The 14,265-nt window shown below is 62.9% G+C and carries 14 protein-coding genes; 7 read left to right on the top strand and 7 right to left on the bottom strand.

Annotated elements, in window-relative coordinates; all coding sequences use genetic code 11:
* The first annotated feature begins 52 nt into the window (after positions 1–52).
* Positions 53–1,648, top strand: a complete 1,596-nt coding sequence (locus RS694_RS18700) for a GMC family oxidoreductase (protein WP_029706573.1) — start codon at positions 53–55, stop codon at positions 1,646–1,648.
* Positions 1,649–1,658: 10 nt separating this feature from the next.
* Here the strand turns inward: RS694_RS18700 and RS694_RS18695 are convergent, their stop codons facing one another.
* Positions 1,659–2,459, bottom strand: coding sequence for a substrate-binding periplasmic protein (locus RS694_RS18695; RefSeq protein ID WP_037246793.1), 801 nt, complete (start codon positions 2,457–2,459; stop codon positions 1,659–1,661).
* A 202-nt stretch (positions 2,460–2,661) separates the two neighbouring features.
* Here RS694_RS18695 and RS694_RS18690 point away from each other — a divergent pair, with 202 nt between their 5' ends.
* Both RS694_RS18690 and RS694_RS18685 read left to right on the top strand, forming a co-directional pair.
* A complete protein-coding gene (locus RS694_RS18690; RefSeq protein WP_029706571.1) occupies positions 2,662–3,402 on the top strand; it encodes a hemerythrin domain-containing protein in 741 nt (246 codons plus the stop codon).
* Positions 3,403–3,436: 34 nt separating this feature from the next.
* A complete protein-coding gene (locus RS694_RS18685; protein WP_029706570.1) occupies positions 3,437–3,823 on the top strand; it encodes a hypothetical protein in 387 nt (128 codons plus the stop codon).
* A gap of 6 nt (positions 3,824–3,829) precedes the next feature.
* On the opposite strand, the gene RS694_RS18680 is transcribed toward RS694_RS18685, so the two are convergent.
* From RS694_RS18680 to RS694_RS18665, 4 genes are read right to left on the bottom strand one after another with little or no spacing between them, the layout of a single operon-like run.
* The gene (locus tag RS694_RS18680) at positions 3,830–5,170 is read right to left on the bottom strand and encodes a GAF domain-containing protein (protein ID WP_029706569.1); all 1,341 of its coding nucleotides are present in this window, start codon (positions 5,168–5,170) and stop codon (positions 3,830–3,832) included.
* The gene (locus RS694_RS18675) at positions 5,167–5,676 is read right to left on the bottom strand and encodes a hypothetical protein (RefSeq protein WP_029706568.1); all 510 of its coding nucleotides are present in this window, start codon (positions 5,674–5,676) and stop codon (positions 5,167–5,169) included. Before RS694_RS18675 ends, RS694_RS18680 begins: the two co-directional genes overlap by 4 nt.
* A 26-nt stretch (positions 5,677–5,702) precedes the next feature.
* Positions 5,703–6,548: an ABC transporter permease gene (locus RS694_RS18670; protein ID WP_029706567.1), complete on the bottom strand. Its 846-nt coding sequence runs from the start codon at positions 6,546–6,548 to the stop codon at positions 5,703–5,705.
* Between the two features lie 6 nt (positions 6,549–6,554).
* Positions 6,555–7,493, bottom strand: a complete 939-nt coding sequence (locus RS694_RS18665) for an ATP-binding cassette domain-containing protein (RefSeq protein WP_029706566.1) — start codon at positions 7,491–7,493, stop codon at positions 6,555–6,557.
* Between the two features lie 75 nt (positions 7,494–7,568).
* On the opposite strand from RS694_RS18665, the gene purT reads away from it, so the two are divergent.
* Positions 7,569–8,795 carry a formate-dependent phosphoribosylglycinamide formyltransferase gene (gene purT / locus RS694_RS18660; RefSeq protein ID WP_029706565.1) on the top strand — a complete coding sequence of 409 codons (1,227 nt, stop codon included), beginning with the start codon at positions 7,569–7,571 and terminating at the stop codon, positions 8,793–8,795.
* Here purT and RS694_RS18655 read toward each other — a convergent pair whose 3' ends face one another.
* A complete protein-coding gene (locus tag RS694_RS18655; RefSeq protein WP_051391752.1) occupies positions 8,796–9,569 on the bottom strand; it encodes a FliA/WhiG family RNA polymerase sigma factor in 774 nt (257 codons plus the stop codon).
* A 79-nt stretch (positions 9,570–9,648) separates the two neighbouring features.
* Entirely contained in the window at positions 9,649–11,142 is a 1,494-nt protein-coding gene (locus RS694_RS18650) for an AMP nucleosidase (RefSeq protein WP_029706562.1), read from the bottom strand.
* Positions 11,143–11,219: 77 nt separating this feature from the next.
* On the opposite strand from RS694_RS18650, the gene RS694_RS18645 reads away from it, so the two are divergent.
* The 3 genes from RS694_RS18645 to RS694_RS18635 all read left to right on the top strand — a co-directional run bounded on the left by RS694_RS18645 (position 11,220) and on the right by RS694_RS18635 (position 14,187).
* Positions 11,220–12,644 (top strand): serine hydrolase domain-containing protein, encoded by a 1,425-nt coding sequence (locus RS694_RS18645; RefSeq protein WP_029706561.1) that lies wholly within the window; start codon positions 11,220–11,222, stop codon positions 12,642–12,644.
* Positions 12,645–12,731: 87 nt separating this feature from the next.
* Positions 12,732–13,004 (top strand): hypothetical protein, encoded by a 273-nt coding sequence (locus tag RS694_RS18640; RefSeq protein WP_152528781.1) that lies wholly within the window; start codon positions 12,732–12,734, stop codon positions 13,002–13,004.
* A 1-nt stretch (position 13,005) separates the two neighbouring features.
* Positions 13,006–14,187: a dipeptidase gene (locus RS694_RS18635; RefSeq protein ID WP_081708562.1), complete on the top strand. Its 1,182-nt coding sequence runs from the start codon at positions 13,006–13,008 to the stop codon at positions 14,185–14,187.
* The last annotated feature ends 78 nt before the right edge of the window (positions 14,188–14,265 follow it).

Here is a 14,265-nt window from a genome sequence, read left to right as displayed (position 1 = left end):
ATGCCCATGTCCCTGGGCTAAGGTTCGCCACCCTTCAGGAGGAGACCTTTCCATGTTTGACTACATCATTGTTGGCGGCGGCTCGGCAGGTTGCGTTCTGGCGGCGCGCCTGAGCGAAGACCCGGACACCACGGTGGCGCTGCTCGAAGCCGGCCCTGCGGACAAAAGTGTTTTTATCCACTGCCCCGCTGGCCTGGCGGTGATTGCCAAAAACGGCGATGCCAACTGGAAATTTGAGACCGCGGTGCAGCCCGGCCTGAACGGGCGGCGCGGCTACCAGCCACGCGGCAAGGTGCTGGGCGGTTCCAGCTCCATCAACGCGATGATCTACATCCGCGGCCAGCGCGAGGACTACGACCATTGGGCGGCCGAGGGCAACCCCGGCTGGTCGTATGACGAGGTGCTGCCGTATTTCAAAAAGGCCGAAGACAATGCGCGCGGCGCGGATGTGTTCCATGGCCGCGGCGGCCCGCTGCATGTGCAGGACCTCACCAGCCCGAACGACTTGGGGCCGGTGTTTATAGAGGCCGGCCGGCAAGCAGGTTTCAAGCACAACCCCGACTTCAATGGCGCTGACCAGGAAGGTGTGGGCGTTTACCAGGTCACGCACAAGAACGGCGAACGCTTCAGCGCGGCCAAGGGCTACCTCACGTCGAACCTGGACCGACCCAACCTGCGCGTGTTCACCGGCGCGCACACCACACGCATCCTACTGGAGCGCAAACGTGCCGTGGGTGTGGAGTTTGTGCAGGACGGCCAGACGATGCAGTTGCGCGCCAACAAGGAAGTGTTGCTATGTGCGGGAGCATTGCAGTCGCCGCAAATTCTCATGCTCTCGGGCATCGGCCCCCACAAACACCTGCTGGAAAAAGGCATTGCACCGCTGCACGACTTGCCCGGTGTCGGCCAGAATCTGCATGACCATATTGACATCGTGCAGGTGGTGAACGCGCCGCATCTGAAACAGACGTTTGGGATTTCGCTGACGGGCATCGCCAATGTGATCAAGGGCATTTTTGAATGGCGTGGCAAACGCACGGGTTTGCTGACCACCAACTTTGCCGAGGCGGGTGGCTTCATCAAAAGCCAGCCGCAGGAGCGCACGCCGGATCTGCAGTTGCACTTTGCCATTGCCAAGCTGGTGGACCACGGCCGCACCACAGTGCTGGGCCATGGCTACTCCTGCCATGTGTGCCTGCTGCGACCGGTGAGCCGGGGCAGCGTGCAACTGGCCAGCAAAGACCCGTTCGCCGCGCCGCTGATTGATCCCAACTTCCTGGGCGCCCGCGACGATGTGGAGCGGCTGGTGCGTGGCTTCAAGATCATGCGCCATCTGCTGCAACAACCGGCGCTGGCCAGCCAGGGTGGCAAGGAGATCGCGGCTTCCGCCCAGGCGGTCGGTGACTTTCAGATCGAGCAGTTCATCCGCGACCATGCCGACACGGTGTACCACCCGGTGGGTACCTGCCGCATGGGCAAAGGGGATCTGGATGTGGTGGACCACGAACTGCGCGTGCATGGCATCCAGGGCCTGCGGGTGGTGGATGCCTCCATCATGCCGCGGGTGGTCAGTGGCAACACCAATGCCCCGACCATCATGATTGCCGAGAAGGCTGCCGACATGATCCGGGCCGCGCCAACGGCCTGAGCCAACGCGTTTAGTCGTGCGCCTTCAGTTGCGTCAACTGGCGCAGGGCTTTGGTCTCCTGGGTGCGGTAAGCGGGTGTTTTGCGGATGGCGGCGATGGAAGCCCAGATCGTTTCTATGCGTTTGGGGTCGCGTTCATAGACGGCGGTGCCTACAAACAGGTACATGGGCCGGGTGGCGTAAGGCATCGGGGCCTTGGTGACTTTTGCCGACCACGTGGTGTGTGATCTCAGCAAGACGTCGGACTCCAGCCCCTGGAGGACAGCCACGTCAAACATGCCGGCGGCGAGCTGGCGCAGCCCATCCGCTGCGGAATTGGTCACTTCGCGCACGTCGAATCCGCGCTCGCGCAACACTCCGCCAATCACATAACCACGCTGCACCAGCACGCCGTTGCTGGGGACCTGGAGCAGTTTGCCGTCCCAAGAGGCTGCACCGTCCTTGCGCAGGAAGACTTGGAATACATCTTCATGCAGCGCCCGGGTCGGGTCGGCTTCGCCGTTGGGCAGGGTGGGGAACACTCCGAAGGTGCGCCGTTCCTCCGAGTCTGCTGCGGCAAAAATGCCGTCAAAATCGCCGCGGCGCATTTCCTCCAGGCAGCGTTTCCAGGGGCGTGCGACATAGACAAAACGCTCACCCAGCATTTTTTCCACGCGTTTGAGCAGCAGGGCGTTTAGGCCGTTTTCGTTGGGCAGAGTCCAGGGTTTTGCGGCAATGTCCTCATAGCACCAGCGCAATGGTGCTGGTTCCGCTGCGAGCACCGCTTGTGTGCAGAACAGCAACAGGACGGATGCGATGCGGGCGAGGGACATGGCAATTTCAAACAAGGAGGCCGGGAATGCTCGGAAGAATATCAAACTGTCTATTTAAGGATTTTTTAAGAAACTCTTAAGCAATATTTAACAACGAAAAACGGGCCGGATTTTTAGACTTCTTTCCACGGTCAATGGCGCATGGGGCGCTTCTGGCCGTCGCTTGTACAGGGCGCAATTTGCCCGAAAAAGAAGTCTCACCATGAAAAACAATACTCAGGAACACCATGCAGTCGCAGTGGCCCAGCGCACCGCGCGCGTGGATATGTACACCGGCATCCATAAGGCGCTGCGCGCGCTGATGGCCGACACGCTGGTGGCGGTCGGCCGCATGGACCCAACGGACACCGCAGACTTGGCCACTGTCACAGGCCGGGTGCTGGAGCTGCTGGACTTTTGTGCCTTGCACATTGCCCATGAAAACCGCTTTGTCCACGCAGCGGTGGAAGCCCGTGCGCCTGGCGGCAGCGAAGTAATCGACCATGAGCACCAGGACCACCAGCGGCACATTGACGACATCAAAAGTGCCGTGGCCGCGCTCTGGTCCTCGCCGGACACCCGGGGCGCGGCCCCCGCGGTGCTGGCGCTGTACCGCGATCTGGCGCTATTCGTGGCTGAGAACTTTCAGCACATGCATGTGGAAGAAACAGTCCTCAACGCCGTATTGTGGGCACGGTATACCGATGCGGAGCTGGTTGAAATCCACAACAAACTGGTGGCCTCCATTCTGCCGGCCGACATGATGTTCATCCTGCGCTGGATGGTGCCCTACATGAACCCTGCCGAGCGGGTGGCCATGTTGTCCGACATGCAGGCGCATGCCCCCGCTACCGCGTTCGCCGCGGCGCTGGAGGTTGTTCAACCCCATTTGACTGTGCCCGAGTGGGCCAAGCTGACCCGAGGCCTGGGTATCGCGCCGGCACCCGGTCTGGTTCAGGTTTGAACCGAGAAATTCGTTTTTTTACCAAGGAATATCGATGAAAACTGACAGAAAGTACCTGCTCTGGGCACTGGCCTACGCCATCGCCGGCATGGTTTTGGGCATTTACATGGCGGCTTCGCAAAACCACGCACAGCATGTGACCCATGCGCATGTGCTGCTGCTGGGATTTGTGACGTCGTTTCTCTATGGCGTGATGCACAAGCTCTGGCTGGATGCATCCATGCCGCTGTTGGCAAAACTGCAGCTGATCGCACACCAGGTGGGTGTGCTGGGTATGTGTGTAGGCCTGTTTCTTCTGTACGGCGGGTTGGTTCCCGTGGATCGGCTGGAGCCTGTCCTGGGCATTGCATCGATCGCCGTGTTGCTGGGCGCCGTGCTGATGTTTTTCATGGCAGTGGCCAGCCGCGATGCCTGGGCGTGAATCGGATCAGGTGGCTTCGAGCAGCTCCAGCGGGCGCTGAACATTCAGCCTGAAGCGCCCGCGCCCGGTCTTCTCGATGCGGATGGGCGTGGCATGTTCGTTTAACCGGCGCTGCAGCAGCACCAGCCGGGCTTCCAGGTTGTCGGTGACATCGGGCAGGCCCAGGTCCGGGTCCAGGCGCAATTCGCGGTTGGTGAACTCTGTGCGCCCGTGTGCGGTGAAATCGCGCACCAGTTTCCAGAAAATGGCCCCGGCGACACCTTTGATCAGGTAGTCGCCGTCGATGAAAACGCTGCCGTTGGCGTTGAAGTGGCGTATCTGCAGCGGCTGCCCTCCAGAGACCGATGGAGCTCCACTCAAGGGCGAGACATCGATCGCATCCGGATCGTCCTGCATCAGATCAATGCCCGCGCCCAGATGCCCCGCCACGGCCACCAGCACGTCTTCGGTTTCAAAACCGAATTCCATATCGTTCTGGCTCTCGACGAACAAGACTCCCAGCAACCTGCCCGCCGACTGGATGGGCACGGCCAACTGGCTGTGCGGGGCGCTGAGACCTGGCCAGGGAATGTCGGCCTCCAGCGCCAGGCCGGGGCTGCTGGCTTGCAGGCTGCTGCGTATGGCCGAGCTGTACTGGTAGGCATTGGTCATGTGCATGATGCTGACCGGCGTGCGCTCGCGCGCGGCCACACCGATGACGCCGTCCCCCATGTCAATCTCGGAGCCAATGCCCGAGCAGGCGTAGCCACAGCTGGCGACGGTGTACAGGCGTTGTGTCACCGGGTCCAGCATCAGCACCATGGCGTGGCGCACGCCCACGAAGTCCGTCAGCGAGATCAGCGTGGCATTGAGCAGTTCGTCCAGTGAACTGCAGCGCGCCAGCCGTTCGCTGGAACGCCGCACGGCGCTCAGCATATTGAACTGCGGTGCCGGTTCTGGCAGGGTGTCGCAGTCCATGGCATCAATGTTTTGCACTTCGTAAATGTCAGACCCGCGCAGGTGAAAGACACTGGCCATGCCGGTGTGTGAGGCAATGCCCGCCAGCTGGGCCTTCATGCTTTCATACAGCGGGCCTTGGGTTTCCGTGCGCAGATAACGGATGTTGATGCGGTGGAACTGCGCCGTGACAGGGTGCAGCACCAGCAAGCTGGCGTGCGGGTTGGCCAGAATGTTCTGGCGCGTCTTGTTCAGAAACTGGAACGAGAGCGCCAGATGCCGCTCGTCCACATAAAAGGCCTGCGAGATATAGGCCACATTGGGCACCCCGTCGCTGGAACAGGTTGCCATCACGGTAGGAATGGCTCCCTGGAGCGAGGCGCGCACTGCGCCAAGTGTCAAACCACTCATGGGATGTCAGCCTCGGGTATCGCCCCCAAACGCTCACCAGCGCGTGGTCCCGGGGTCTGGTCAAACGCCTCGGTGGGTTCAAAACTCACGGAGACGACGTCCGCCTGGGCATAAGCCAGCATGGCGTGTGTGAAGCTGGGGTTGAACCCGACGCGGGTAACTTCCTGTTCCATGCCCTGCAAATATTGGGCAAGCGTCGCCTGGTCGGCGTCTTCCATCGGGCGGGTCCGCACGCTGTCTGCCTTGAGCTGCAGGGTGCGGTGGCTGTAGGGCTGGCTGAACACGACGGCAATGCGTCCGGTCGCGGCGAGGTCCTGCAGCAATTGGCGCGACTGCCGACGGGCCAGATACACGGTCACCGTGCGGCCATCAGGGGTGATGGTGCTGCCCACGGCACGCATGATGCTGGGGCGCAGGGCTGCATCTGCAGAACTGACGATGGTCGAAATGCCACCCGCAATCAGGGCGATCAGTTCCGGCGGCAGCAGGATCGATGGCGTGCTCATCCCGCGGAATTATAAAAAATGGAACGTCACAGCCGGAAGCGCTTGCGCGTGAGGGCCAGCGCCACCCAGAACGACACCACCGTATAAACCACCAGCACCAGCGCATGGCGCAGCACATCCGTGGGCCACTGGTCCATGAACAGCGGGCGCACCAGTGCCACGGCATTGGACAGCGGCAGCCAGTCGGCCACCACGCGCACCACCGGGGGCAGTTGCTCCAGCGGGAAAAACACGCCGCTCAAAAACATCATGGGCGTGAGGAACAGCGTGAAGTAGTAGGTGAAAAAGTCGTAGCCCTTGGCCAGCGCGTTGAACACCAGCGCCATGCAACTGAAGGTGATACCCACACCCAGCAGGATGGGCCAGGCCACCAGCAGCTTTGGCGAATGGCTGATCTGCAGTGCCAACATCACGCCCAGGATGGCGGTCACCGTGAACAGCGACTTGAAAGCCGCCCACAACATCTCCGCCAGCACGATGTCGTCCAGGCCCACGGGTGCGTTCATGATGCCGTCCCAGGTCTTTTGCACGTGCATGCGCGAGAAGGCTGAGTACAGCGCCTCGAACGACGCCGCCTGCATGGCGCTCATGCAGATCGAGCCGCTGGCCAGAAACAGGATGTAGGGCACGGCCGTGCCATCCACCTGCACCTGGCCCACCAGCGCGCCCATGCCGTAACCAAAGGCCACCAGCCACATCAGCGGCTCGGCGATATTGCCCACCAGGCTGGGAATGGCCAGCTTGCGCCAGACCAGCAGGTTGCGCAGAAACACCGGCCAGAAGCGCATGGAAAGTCGGGGTGCGCGCCAGATGGAAGAGGGTTTTTGGCCTGTAGCCCCCGTGGATTGCGCGTGATCAGCTATTGAATTCATAGCGGTCTATCCTTCTTCGCGGATCTGGCGTCCGGTGAGTTTGAGGAACAGGTCTTCAAGGTTGGCGGGGCGGTGCAGGGTGCGCAACTGCGGGTGGGCGCCCAGCGCCTGCAGCAGCACGCCCGCGTTGGCGGTGTAGAAAAATACCGTCTCACCGCTGACTTCCACGCGTGAGGCACGGGCGCGCAGCGGGCTGTCCACCAGCGCCAGGGCGCCTACGCCGTACACCTCGACCACATCGGGTTCCAGGTGTTCGGCGATCAGGTCACGCGGCTTGCCCTCGGCAATTTTCTTTCCGTGGTCCAGCACCAGCAGGCGGGAGCACAGGCGTTCGGCCTCGTCCATGAAGTGGGTGGTCAGCAGGATGGACTTGCCCTGTTGCAACAGCAGTTGCAGGCGCTCCCACATCAGGTGGCGCGCCTGCGGGTCCAGCCCAGTGGTGGGCTCGTCCAGCAGCAACAGCTGCGGGTCGTTGACCAAAGCGCGGGCCAGTGAGAGGCGGCGTTTCATGCCACCCGAGAGTTCACCGGGCCGGGCATCGGCCTTGTGCGACAGGGAGGCAAACTCCAGCAGTGAGGGAATGCGCGCCTTGATCTGCGCATCTTTCATGCCGAAGTAACGGCCGTAAACCAGCAGGTTTTCGGCGCAACTGAAGTCCGGGTCCAGTGTGTCCATCTGGCTCACCACACCCCAGCGAGCCTTGATGGCCAGCGCATCGCGCGGCATCTGCAGGGTGTTGGCATGGATGGCGCCGCCATCCGGGGCAGTGAGCCCCAGGCACATACGGATGGTGGTGGTTTTACCGGCCCCGTTGGGGCCAATCACGCCCAGGCATTCACCGGGCGCAATGTCAAAGGACAGGTCTTTGACGACCTCCGTATTGCCGTAGCGTTTGGAGAGGTTCTGGACCTGCAGAAGCGGGGCGGGGTGGGGGGTGCTAGACATGGCGCCATTGTCGCGCAGCGGCACGAATTAAACTTGCCGCTTCCTTTTACCCCTCCATTGCAGGACACCCTTCCCATGACCACCTTCGGCACCCCCAACACCCCCCAAGCCACCAAAGTCATGCTGCTGGGCAGCGGCGAACTGGGCAAGGAAGTCTTGATTGCGCTGCAGCGCCTGGGTGTGGAAACGATTGCGGTGGACCGCTACGAGAACGCGCCCGGCCAGCAAGTTGCCCATCACGCGCGCACCATCACCATGAGTGATCCGGCACAGCTCAAGGCGCTGATCGAAAAGGAAAAGCCCGACTGGGTGGTGCCCGAGATCGAAGCCATTGCCACGCCCATGTTGCAGGAACTGGAAGCGGCGGGCGTTGTGAAGGTCGTGCCCACGGCCCGCGCCGCGCGCCTGACGATGGACCGTGAGGGTATCCGCCGCCTGGCCGCTGAAACGCTGGGCCTGGCTACCAGCCCGTACAAGTTTTGCGACTCGCTGGCCGAGCTGCAAGCCGCTATCGACGCGGGCATTGGTTACCCCTGTATCGTCAAACCGGTGATGAGCAGCTCGGGCAAGGGCCAAAGCAAGATCGACGGCCCGGCCGACGTGCAAAAAGCCTGGGACTACGCCATGGCCGGTGGCCGGGTGAGCCATGGCCGCATCATCGTCGAAGGATTTATCGATTTCGACTACGAGATCACCTTGCTGACCGTGCGCGCCCGCGGTGCGGACGGCAGTATCCAGACCCAGTTCTGCGATCCGGTTGGCCATGTGCAGGTCAGCGGTGACTATGTGGAGAGCTGGCAGCCGCACCCCATGCACCCCAAGGCGCTGGAGCGGGCACAGCACATCGCCAAGACCGTGACCGACAACCTGGGCCAGGGGCTGGACGGCAAGCCTGCGGGCATGGGCCTGTTTGGCGTGGAGCTGTTTGTGAAGGGTGAGGACGTCTGGTTCAGCGAAGTGAGCCCCCGCCCGCACGACACCGGCATGGTGACCATGATCACCCAGTGGCAAAACGAGTTTGAGCTGCACGCGCGTGCCATCCTGGGCCTGCCGGTCAACACCGCACTTAAGAGCCCGGGCGCCAGCGCCGTGATCTATGGCGGTGTGGAGGCCCACGGCATCGTGTTTGACGGCGTGGCCGACGCCCTGCAGGTGCCCAACACCGACATCCGCCTGTTTGGCAAGCCGGAGAGCTTCACCAAGCGCCGCATGGGTGTGGCGCTGGCGTTTGATGCCGATGTGGAAGTGGCGCGCACCAACGCCAAGCTGGCGGCTTCCCGCGTCAAGCCGCGCAAGGCCTGATCAGGTCGCCAAAGTTGCTTCGCGCCGCTTGCTGCGCGGCTTGAGCAGGGTGGCCATGGTGCCTTCGACGATGACTGCGCGCAATTGCGCGATGGTCTGGGTGTGCAGCTGCGAGATGCGGGCTTCGGTCAGGCGCAGGGCCTTGCCGATTTCGTGCATCTTGAGGCCCTTCTCGTAATACAGCGTCAGCAGCTCCTGCTTTTGCGCGGGCAGCCGGGTGATGGCCATGGCCAGTGCCTGGCGCAGGGCCGAGCGCTCCAGCACGACCAGCGGGTCTGCATTTTCTGCAATGCACTGGTCCAGATAGGCCTCAGCGTTGTCACCACCAATATCGTCCAGCGAAATCAGCAGGTAGCCATGGGCCTCCTGCAGGGTGCTTTGGTATTCCCGCAGCGGCATGTCGAGCAGTTGGGCGACCTCCTGCTCACGCGGCGCCCGGCCGTGCTGGTGTTCCAGGTGCTGGATGGCCAGCTCGATACGGCGCATGTCCCGGCGCACCTTGCGGCTGCCGTGGTCCAGCGTGCGCAATCCGTCCAGCATGGCGCCGTGTGCGCGCAGCGCCATGTAGTTCTCGAAGTGCGCCCCATTGGTCTGGTGGGTCCAGCGCAGGATGGCTTCGGACAGTCCCAGCAAACCGTCCTGGACCAGATCGGCCCGGTCCACGCTGACCGGCAGGCGGCGCGCCATGCCGTAAGCAATGCGCTCCACCAGGCGGATCTGTGCCTCAATCAGCGGGTGCTGTTTGGCATCCAGGGCGGTGAGGTGCTTGGGCATACAAGCGGTGATCGGCCTTTTGGGGCACAGGCTTGAGGACTTAAAGAAGATAGCTGGGTTTTGCCTGCCTTCTCTGGCTTTATTGGAAGGCCACCTCGGCAAAGCTGCGCAGCTTGCGGCTGTGCAACTGGTCCACGCCCTGCGCCCGCAGCAGCTCTATAGCCCGCATGCCGATGCGCAAATGCTGGTCCACCCGCTCACGGTAAAAATGGTTGGCCATGCCGGGCAGCTTGATTTCGCCGTGCAGCGGCTTGTCGCTCACACACAGCAGGGTGCCGTAGGGCACACGAAAGCGGAAACCATTGGCCGCAATGGTGGCGCTTTCCATGTCCAGCGCCACCGCGCGGCTCTGGCTGAAGCGGCGCTGGGGCTGGTTGTCGGGCAGCAGCTCCCAGTTGCGGTTGTCGGTGCTGGCCACGGTGCCGGTGCGCATGATGCTTTTGAGCGCCGCGCCCTTGACCTGGGTCACGTCGGCCACGGCCTGCTCCAGTGCCACCTGGATTTCAGCCAGTGCAGGGATGGGCACCCACAGCGGCAGTTCTTCGTCCAGCACATGGTCTTCGCGCACATAACCGTGGGCCAGCACGTAGTCGCCCAGTTGCTGGCTGTTGCGCAGGCCAGCGCAGTGGCCCAGCATGATCCAGGCGTGTGGGCGCAGCACGGCAATGTGGTCGGTGATGTTTTTGGCGTTGGCCGGGCCCACGCCGATGTTGACCATGGTGATGCCCGCGTTGTCGTCGCGCACCAGGTGGTAGCCCGGCATTTGCGGCAGGCGCGGTGGCGCCACGCCCAGTGCGTCGACCGCTTGCGCAGGTAAGCCCACGCGCCGCGTCACCATGTTGCCGGGTTCCACAAAGGCGACGTATCCGCTGTTGGGGTCGGCCATGGCGGCGCGGCCCAGGGCGATGAACTCGTCGATGTAGAACTGGTAGTTGGTGAACAGCACAAAGTTCTGGAAGTGCTCCGGCCCGGTGCCGGTGTAGTGGCGCAGGCGGTGCAGCGAATAGTCCACGCGTGGCGCGGTGAACAGCGACAGGGGTTGCGGCTCGCCCGGCTTGGGCTCGTAGGTGCCGTTGGCAATGCCGTCGTCCATGGCGGCTAGGTCCGGCAGGTCAAACACATCGCGCATGCGCATGCGGCGCTCGGCGTTCATCGTGCCTTCCACGTGGTCGTGTTCGGCAAACGAGAAGTGCACGGGAATCGGCTGGCTGCTGGTGCCCACCTCCAGCTCAACGCCGTGGTTTTGCAGCAGCAGCTTGAACTGTTCCAGGTAGTAACCGCGGTACAGGTCGGGGCGTGTGAGGGTGGTCTCAAAGCGTCCGGGTCCGGCGACAAAGCCGAAACTCAGTCGCGCGCTCTCGGAGCCTGGCTTGCGCGACACCGTGTCGGTGTGGATGCGCACCAGCGGGTAACAGGCACGCACATGGGCGAAGCTGTCGTCGCCTGCGACAAAGCGCTGCATGGCTTCGCGCAGGTGGGCAATGCCGGTGTCGTAAATATGCGCCACCTGGGCCAGCGCAGCGGCCGGATCGGTGAAACGCATGGGGGCGGTGAAAGGTGGCAGATAAGACATGGGCCCATTGTGCCCGCACACCGTGACCCTGCTGGTGTACCGGTTACCATGGTTTCCAATAAAAACCGGAGGCAAGCATGGCGCAGATACGGGGCTTCAAACGTGTGGCGGTGGTAGCCGGGGGCGTGGTCCTTGGCTTGCCCGCATTGGTCGTAGGCGGCTTGTTTTACTTTGGCATTCCGCAAAATGCAGCGGGCATGGCGGCCAAGGGCATTTGCTCTGCTGCCTTTGTGGCCGGGCGCCCGCTGGCCAACCTGATGGCCGAAGAGGTCTTGCCCGCCAGCCCGGTGCTCCAGGCCATCCGCATTTCCATCGACGAACCCAACCACACCGTCACGGCCCGTTTTGCCGGTCTGGTGACGCGCCGTGCCGCGCTTTTGCGCGACCGCGGTTGTGTGGTGGGCGCCGAATCCGATCCGCAGGCCCGTGCGTACCAACCCGGCATAGACCCTAACCGGCCCTGGCCGGCCGGTGATGTGGCGGTGCCAGCAGACCAGTGGGGCCCGGGTGTAGATGTGGGAAAACTGCAGCAGGTGGCAGAAGCCGCCTTTGTCGGCGCCGGTGACCCGAATGGTGCGAATGCACGCGGCCTGGCCGTGGTGCAACACGGCCGCCTGCTGTTGCTGCGCGATGCACCCGGTCTGGCCCCGGGCACACCGCTGCACGGCTGGTCCATGACCAAGACCATCACCGGCATGCTGACCCACAAGCTGGCGGCTGAGGCCGGGCTGCCGCTGGACGGGCCTGTGGTCGACGCCTTCCCCGCAGGCCGTGCGCCAGCCTGGGTGGAAGACTGGCGCAAGGATGGCCGCAAAGACATTAAGGTGTCAGACCTGCTTTACATGCGTGACGGGCTCAAGAGTACCGAAGACTACAACCCCTGGGGCTCCGTGCCACAGATGTTGTGGGGTGCGAATGACACCGCGGCCTGGGCGGCGGCCCATCCGGCGGAAGCCGCGCCCGGCACGCGCTGGCGCTACCTGAGCGCCACGGCCAATTTGCTGGCCGCTGTGGACCGGGGCCGCTTCGACAAAGACGAAACCTACTGGAAATACCCGCGCACGGCGCTGTTTGACCCCATTGGCGCCCGCTCCGCCACCCTGGAAACCGATGCCAGCGGCACCTGGGTTGGCTCCTCCTATATGTGGGCCAGTGTGAGTGACTGGGCGCGGCTGGGCCAACTGGTATTGCAGGACGGCCAGTGGGATGGCAAGCAGGTGCTGCCGCCGGGCTGGCTGAAACGCGCCAGTACCCCCGCCACGGCAGGGGGCGATGGCCGGGGCTACGGCGCCATGAGCTGGCTCTACGGCAACCGCCAGGCGGGCGACTGCAAGGCCTACCCCGGGGTGCCCGAAGACATGGTCGCCATGGGCGGGCATTGGGGCCAGGTGGTGGCGGTGGTACCTTCCAAAGACGCAGTGGTGGTGCGCATGGGCTGGATCCATGGCCCCTACGATGAATGTAAATTGTTGGCGGACGTGCTGTCGGCCCTGCCAAAATAGGCATATTGGCGCGAAACCTGCGTCCTGCCCGAATTCATAGTGCCCGATCCAAAAGATTCCAAATTCCAAGAAACCGGCTTCCCCTCCTTGAGCTGGGAAGAAGAGGACCTGCCCACGCGCCCCATGCCCCTGCATGAGCGGCCGCTGCAGGCCCGCATCGACAACGAAATGGCCATCATCGCGGAGCACCATATCCGCATTGCCCTGTCCATCGAAAAATTCTGGGGCCACAAGGACTGCACGGAATACCTGCAGTCCCTGATTCTGAGCGGTTACAAAGAGGGCGAAAAACGCGTGGGCTTCAAGTCCGAGGTGTTGTCCGCGCTGATCAATCTGGCCGCATTACACAGACTGGAGTGACATGACACGTGGTAAGAAATGGCTGACCGGCGCGGCTGTGCTGGTCGTGGTGGGGCTGGCAGTGTTTTTCAACGTACCTGCCTATGTGGATGGACAGATGAACCGCGTACTGCAGCCCGGCCCCTACACGGCGGGTGAGCGCGGCGACGTACTGCACAAAACCCTGTTCGTGGCCGATCTGCACGACGACGCGCTGCTGTGGAACCGCGACTTGCTGCAGCGCTACACCCGCGGCCACTCCGACCTGCCACGCCAGCTCGAAGGGCATATGGGCCTGCAGGTCTTTGCCACGGTGACCAAAACGCCCAAGGGCATGAACTACGACAGCAACAGCGGCGATACCGACAGCATCACCATGCTGGTCATGGCCCAGCGCTGGCCCGTGGCCACCTGGAACAGCCTGCTGGAGCGCGCGCTCTACCAGGCGCAGAAGCTGCAACGGACCGCCGCTGACAGCCAGGGGCGTATGGTGTTTGTGCAAAGCCGCCAGGACATGGAGGCCTTTGTGCAGGCCTGGACCCAAGACCCGACCCGCATGGCCGCCGTGCTGGCCACCGAAGGCCTGCACCCACTGGAGGGCAAGCTGGAAAATGTAGATCGTTTGTACGACGCAGGCTTTCGTATCACCGGCCTCACGCACTTTTTTGACAACGAGGTGGGTGGCTCGGCCCATGGTGTGAAAAAAGGCGGTCTGACGCCCTTCGGTCGCGAAGTGGTGACCCGGCTCGAATCCAAGGGCATGCTGATTGACTTGGCCCACGCCTCCAAGCCTGTCATTGAAGATGTGTTGGCCATGGCCACGCGCCCGGTGCTGGTATCGCACACTGGTGTGGCCGGAACCTGTCCCGGTCCGCGTAACCTGACTGATGACCACCTGCGCCGCATCGCAGCTACCGGCGGCGTGGTGGGCATTGGCTACTGGGACGGCGCGGTCTGCACGCCCGACATGCCCAGCATCGTCAAAGCCATTCGTTATGCGGTGGACAAGGTCGGTGTGGCGCACGTGGCGCTTGGTTCGGACTTCAATGGCGCAACACAAACACCGTTTGACGTGACCGGCCTGCCCCAGCTCACCAATGCCCTGCTGCAAGCCGGTTTCAGCGAAGCCGATGTTCGCGCCATCATGGGTGGCAACGTACAGCGTTTGCTCTTGCAGAACCTGCCTTCGGCGATGCCGGTCTAACCCCTCTGCCGGAGGAGGGTTGCAGGTGGTGGTTTTGATTTGTTTTCCCGGTAAACTGTCAAGAGTTGCAAACACATG

The organism is Rhodoferax saidenbachensis (assembly GCF_001955715.1).
Taxonomy (GTDB): domain Bacteria; phylum Pseudomonadota; class Gammaproteobacteria; order Burkholderiales; family Burkholderiaceae_C; genus Allorhodoferax; species Allorhodoferax saidenbachensis.
The sequence above is the reverse complement of the archived record's forward strand: the minus strand, read 5'-3'. Positions and strand labels throughout refer to the sequence as shown.

What these genes read in the sequence shown, in the direction of transcription:
- purT (WP_029706565.1), top strand. Translation starts at nt 7,569, where the DNA reads ATGACCACCTTCGGCACCCCCAACACCCCCCAAGCCACCAAAGTCATG.
- RS694_RS18650 (WP_029706562.1), bottom strand. Translation starts at nt 11,142, where the DNA reads ATGTCTTATCTGCCACCTTTCACCGCCCCCATGCGTTTCACCGATCCG.
- RS694_RS18695 (WP_037246793.1), bottom strand. Translation starts at nt 2,459, where the DNA reads ATGTCCCTCGCCCGCATCGCATCCGTCCTGTTGCTGTTCTGCACACAA.
- RS694_RS18690 (WP_029706571.1), top strand. Translation starts at nt 2,662, where the DNA reads ATGAAAAACAATACTCAGGAACACCATGCAGTCGCAGTGGCCCAGCGC.
- RS694_RS18685 (WP_029706570.1), top strand. Translation starts at nt 3,437, where the DNA reads ATGAAAACTGACAGAAAGTACCTGCTCTGGGCACTGGCCTACGCCATC.
- RS694_RS18665 (WP_029706566.1), bottom strand. Translation starts at nt 7,493, where the DNA reads ATGTCTAGCACCCCCCACCCCGCCCCGCTTCTGCAGGTCCAGAACCTC.
- RS694_RS18645 (WP_029706561.1), top strand. Translation starts at nt 11,220, where the DNA reads ATGGCGCAGATACGGGGCTTCAAACGTGTGGCGGTGGTAGCCGGGGGC.
- RS694_RS18680 (WP_029706569.1), bottom strand. Translation starts at nt 5,170, where the DNA reads ATGAGTGGTTTGACACTTGGCGCAGTGCGCGCCTCGCTCCAGGGAGCC.
- RS694_RS18675 (WP_029706568.1), bottom strand. Translation starts at nt 5,676, where the DNA reads ATGAGCACGCCATCGATCCTGCTGCCGCCGGAACTGATCGCCCTGATT.
- RS694_RS18670 (WP_029706567.1), bottom strand. Translation starts at nt 6,548, where the DNA reads ATGAATTCAATAGCTGATCACGCGCAATCCACGGGGGCTACAGGCCAA.
- RS694_RS18700 (WP_029706573.1), top strand. Translation starts at nt 53, where the DNA reads ATGTTTGACTACATCATTGTTGGCGGCGGCTCGGCAGGTTGCGTTCTG.
- RS694_RS18655 (WP_051391752.1), bottom strand. Translation starts at nt 9,569, where the DNA reads ATGCCCAAGCACCTCACCGCCCTGGATGCCAAACAGCACCCGCTGATT.
- RS694_RS18635 (WP_081708562.1), top strand. Translation starts at nt 13,006, where the DNA reads ATGACACGTGGTAAGAAATGGCTGACCGGCGCGGCTGTGCTGGTCGTG.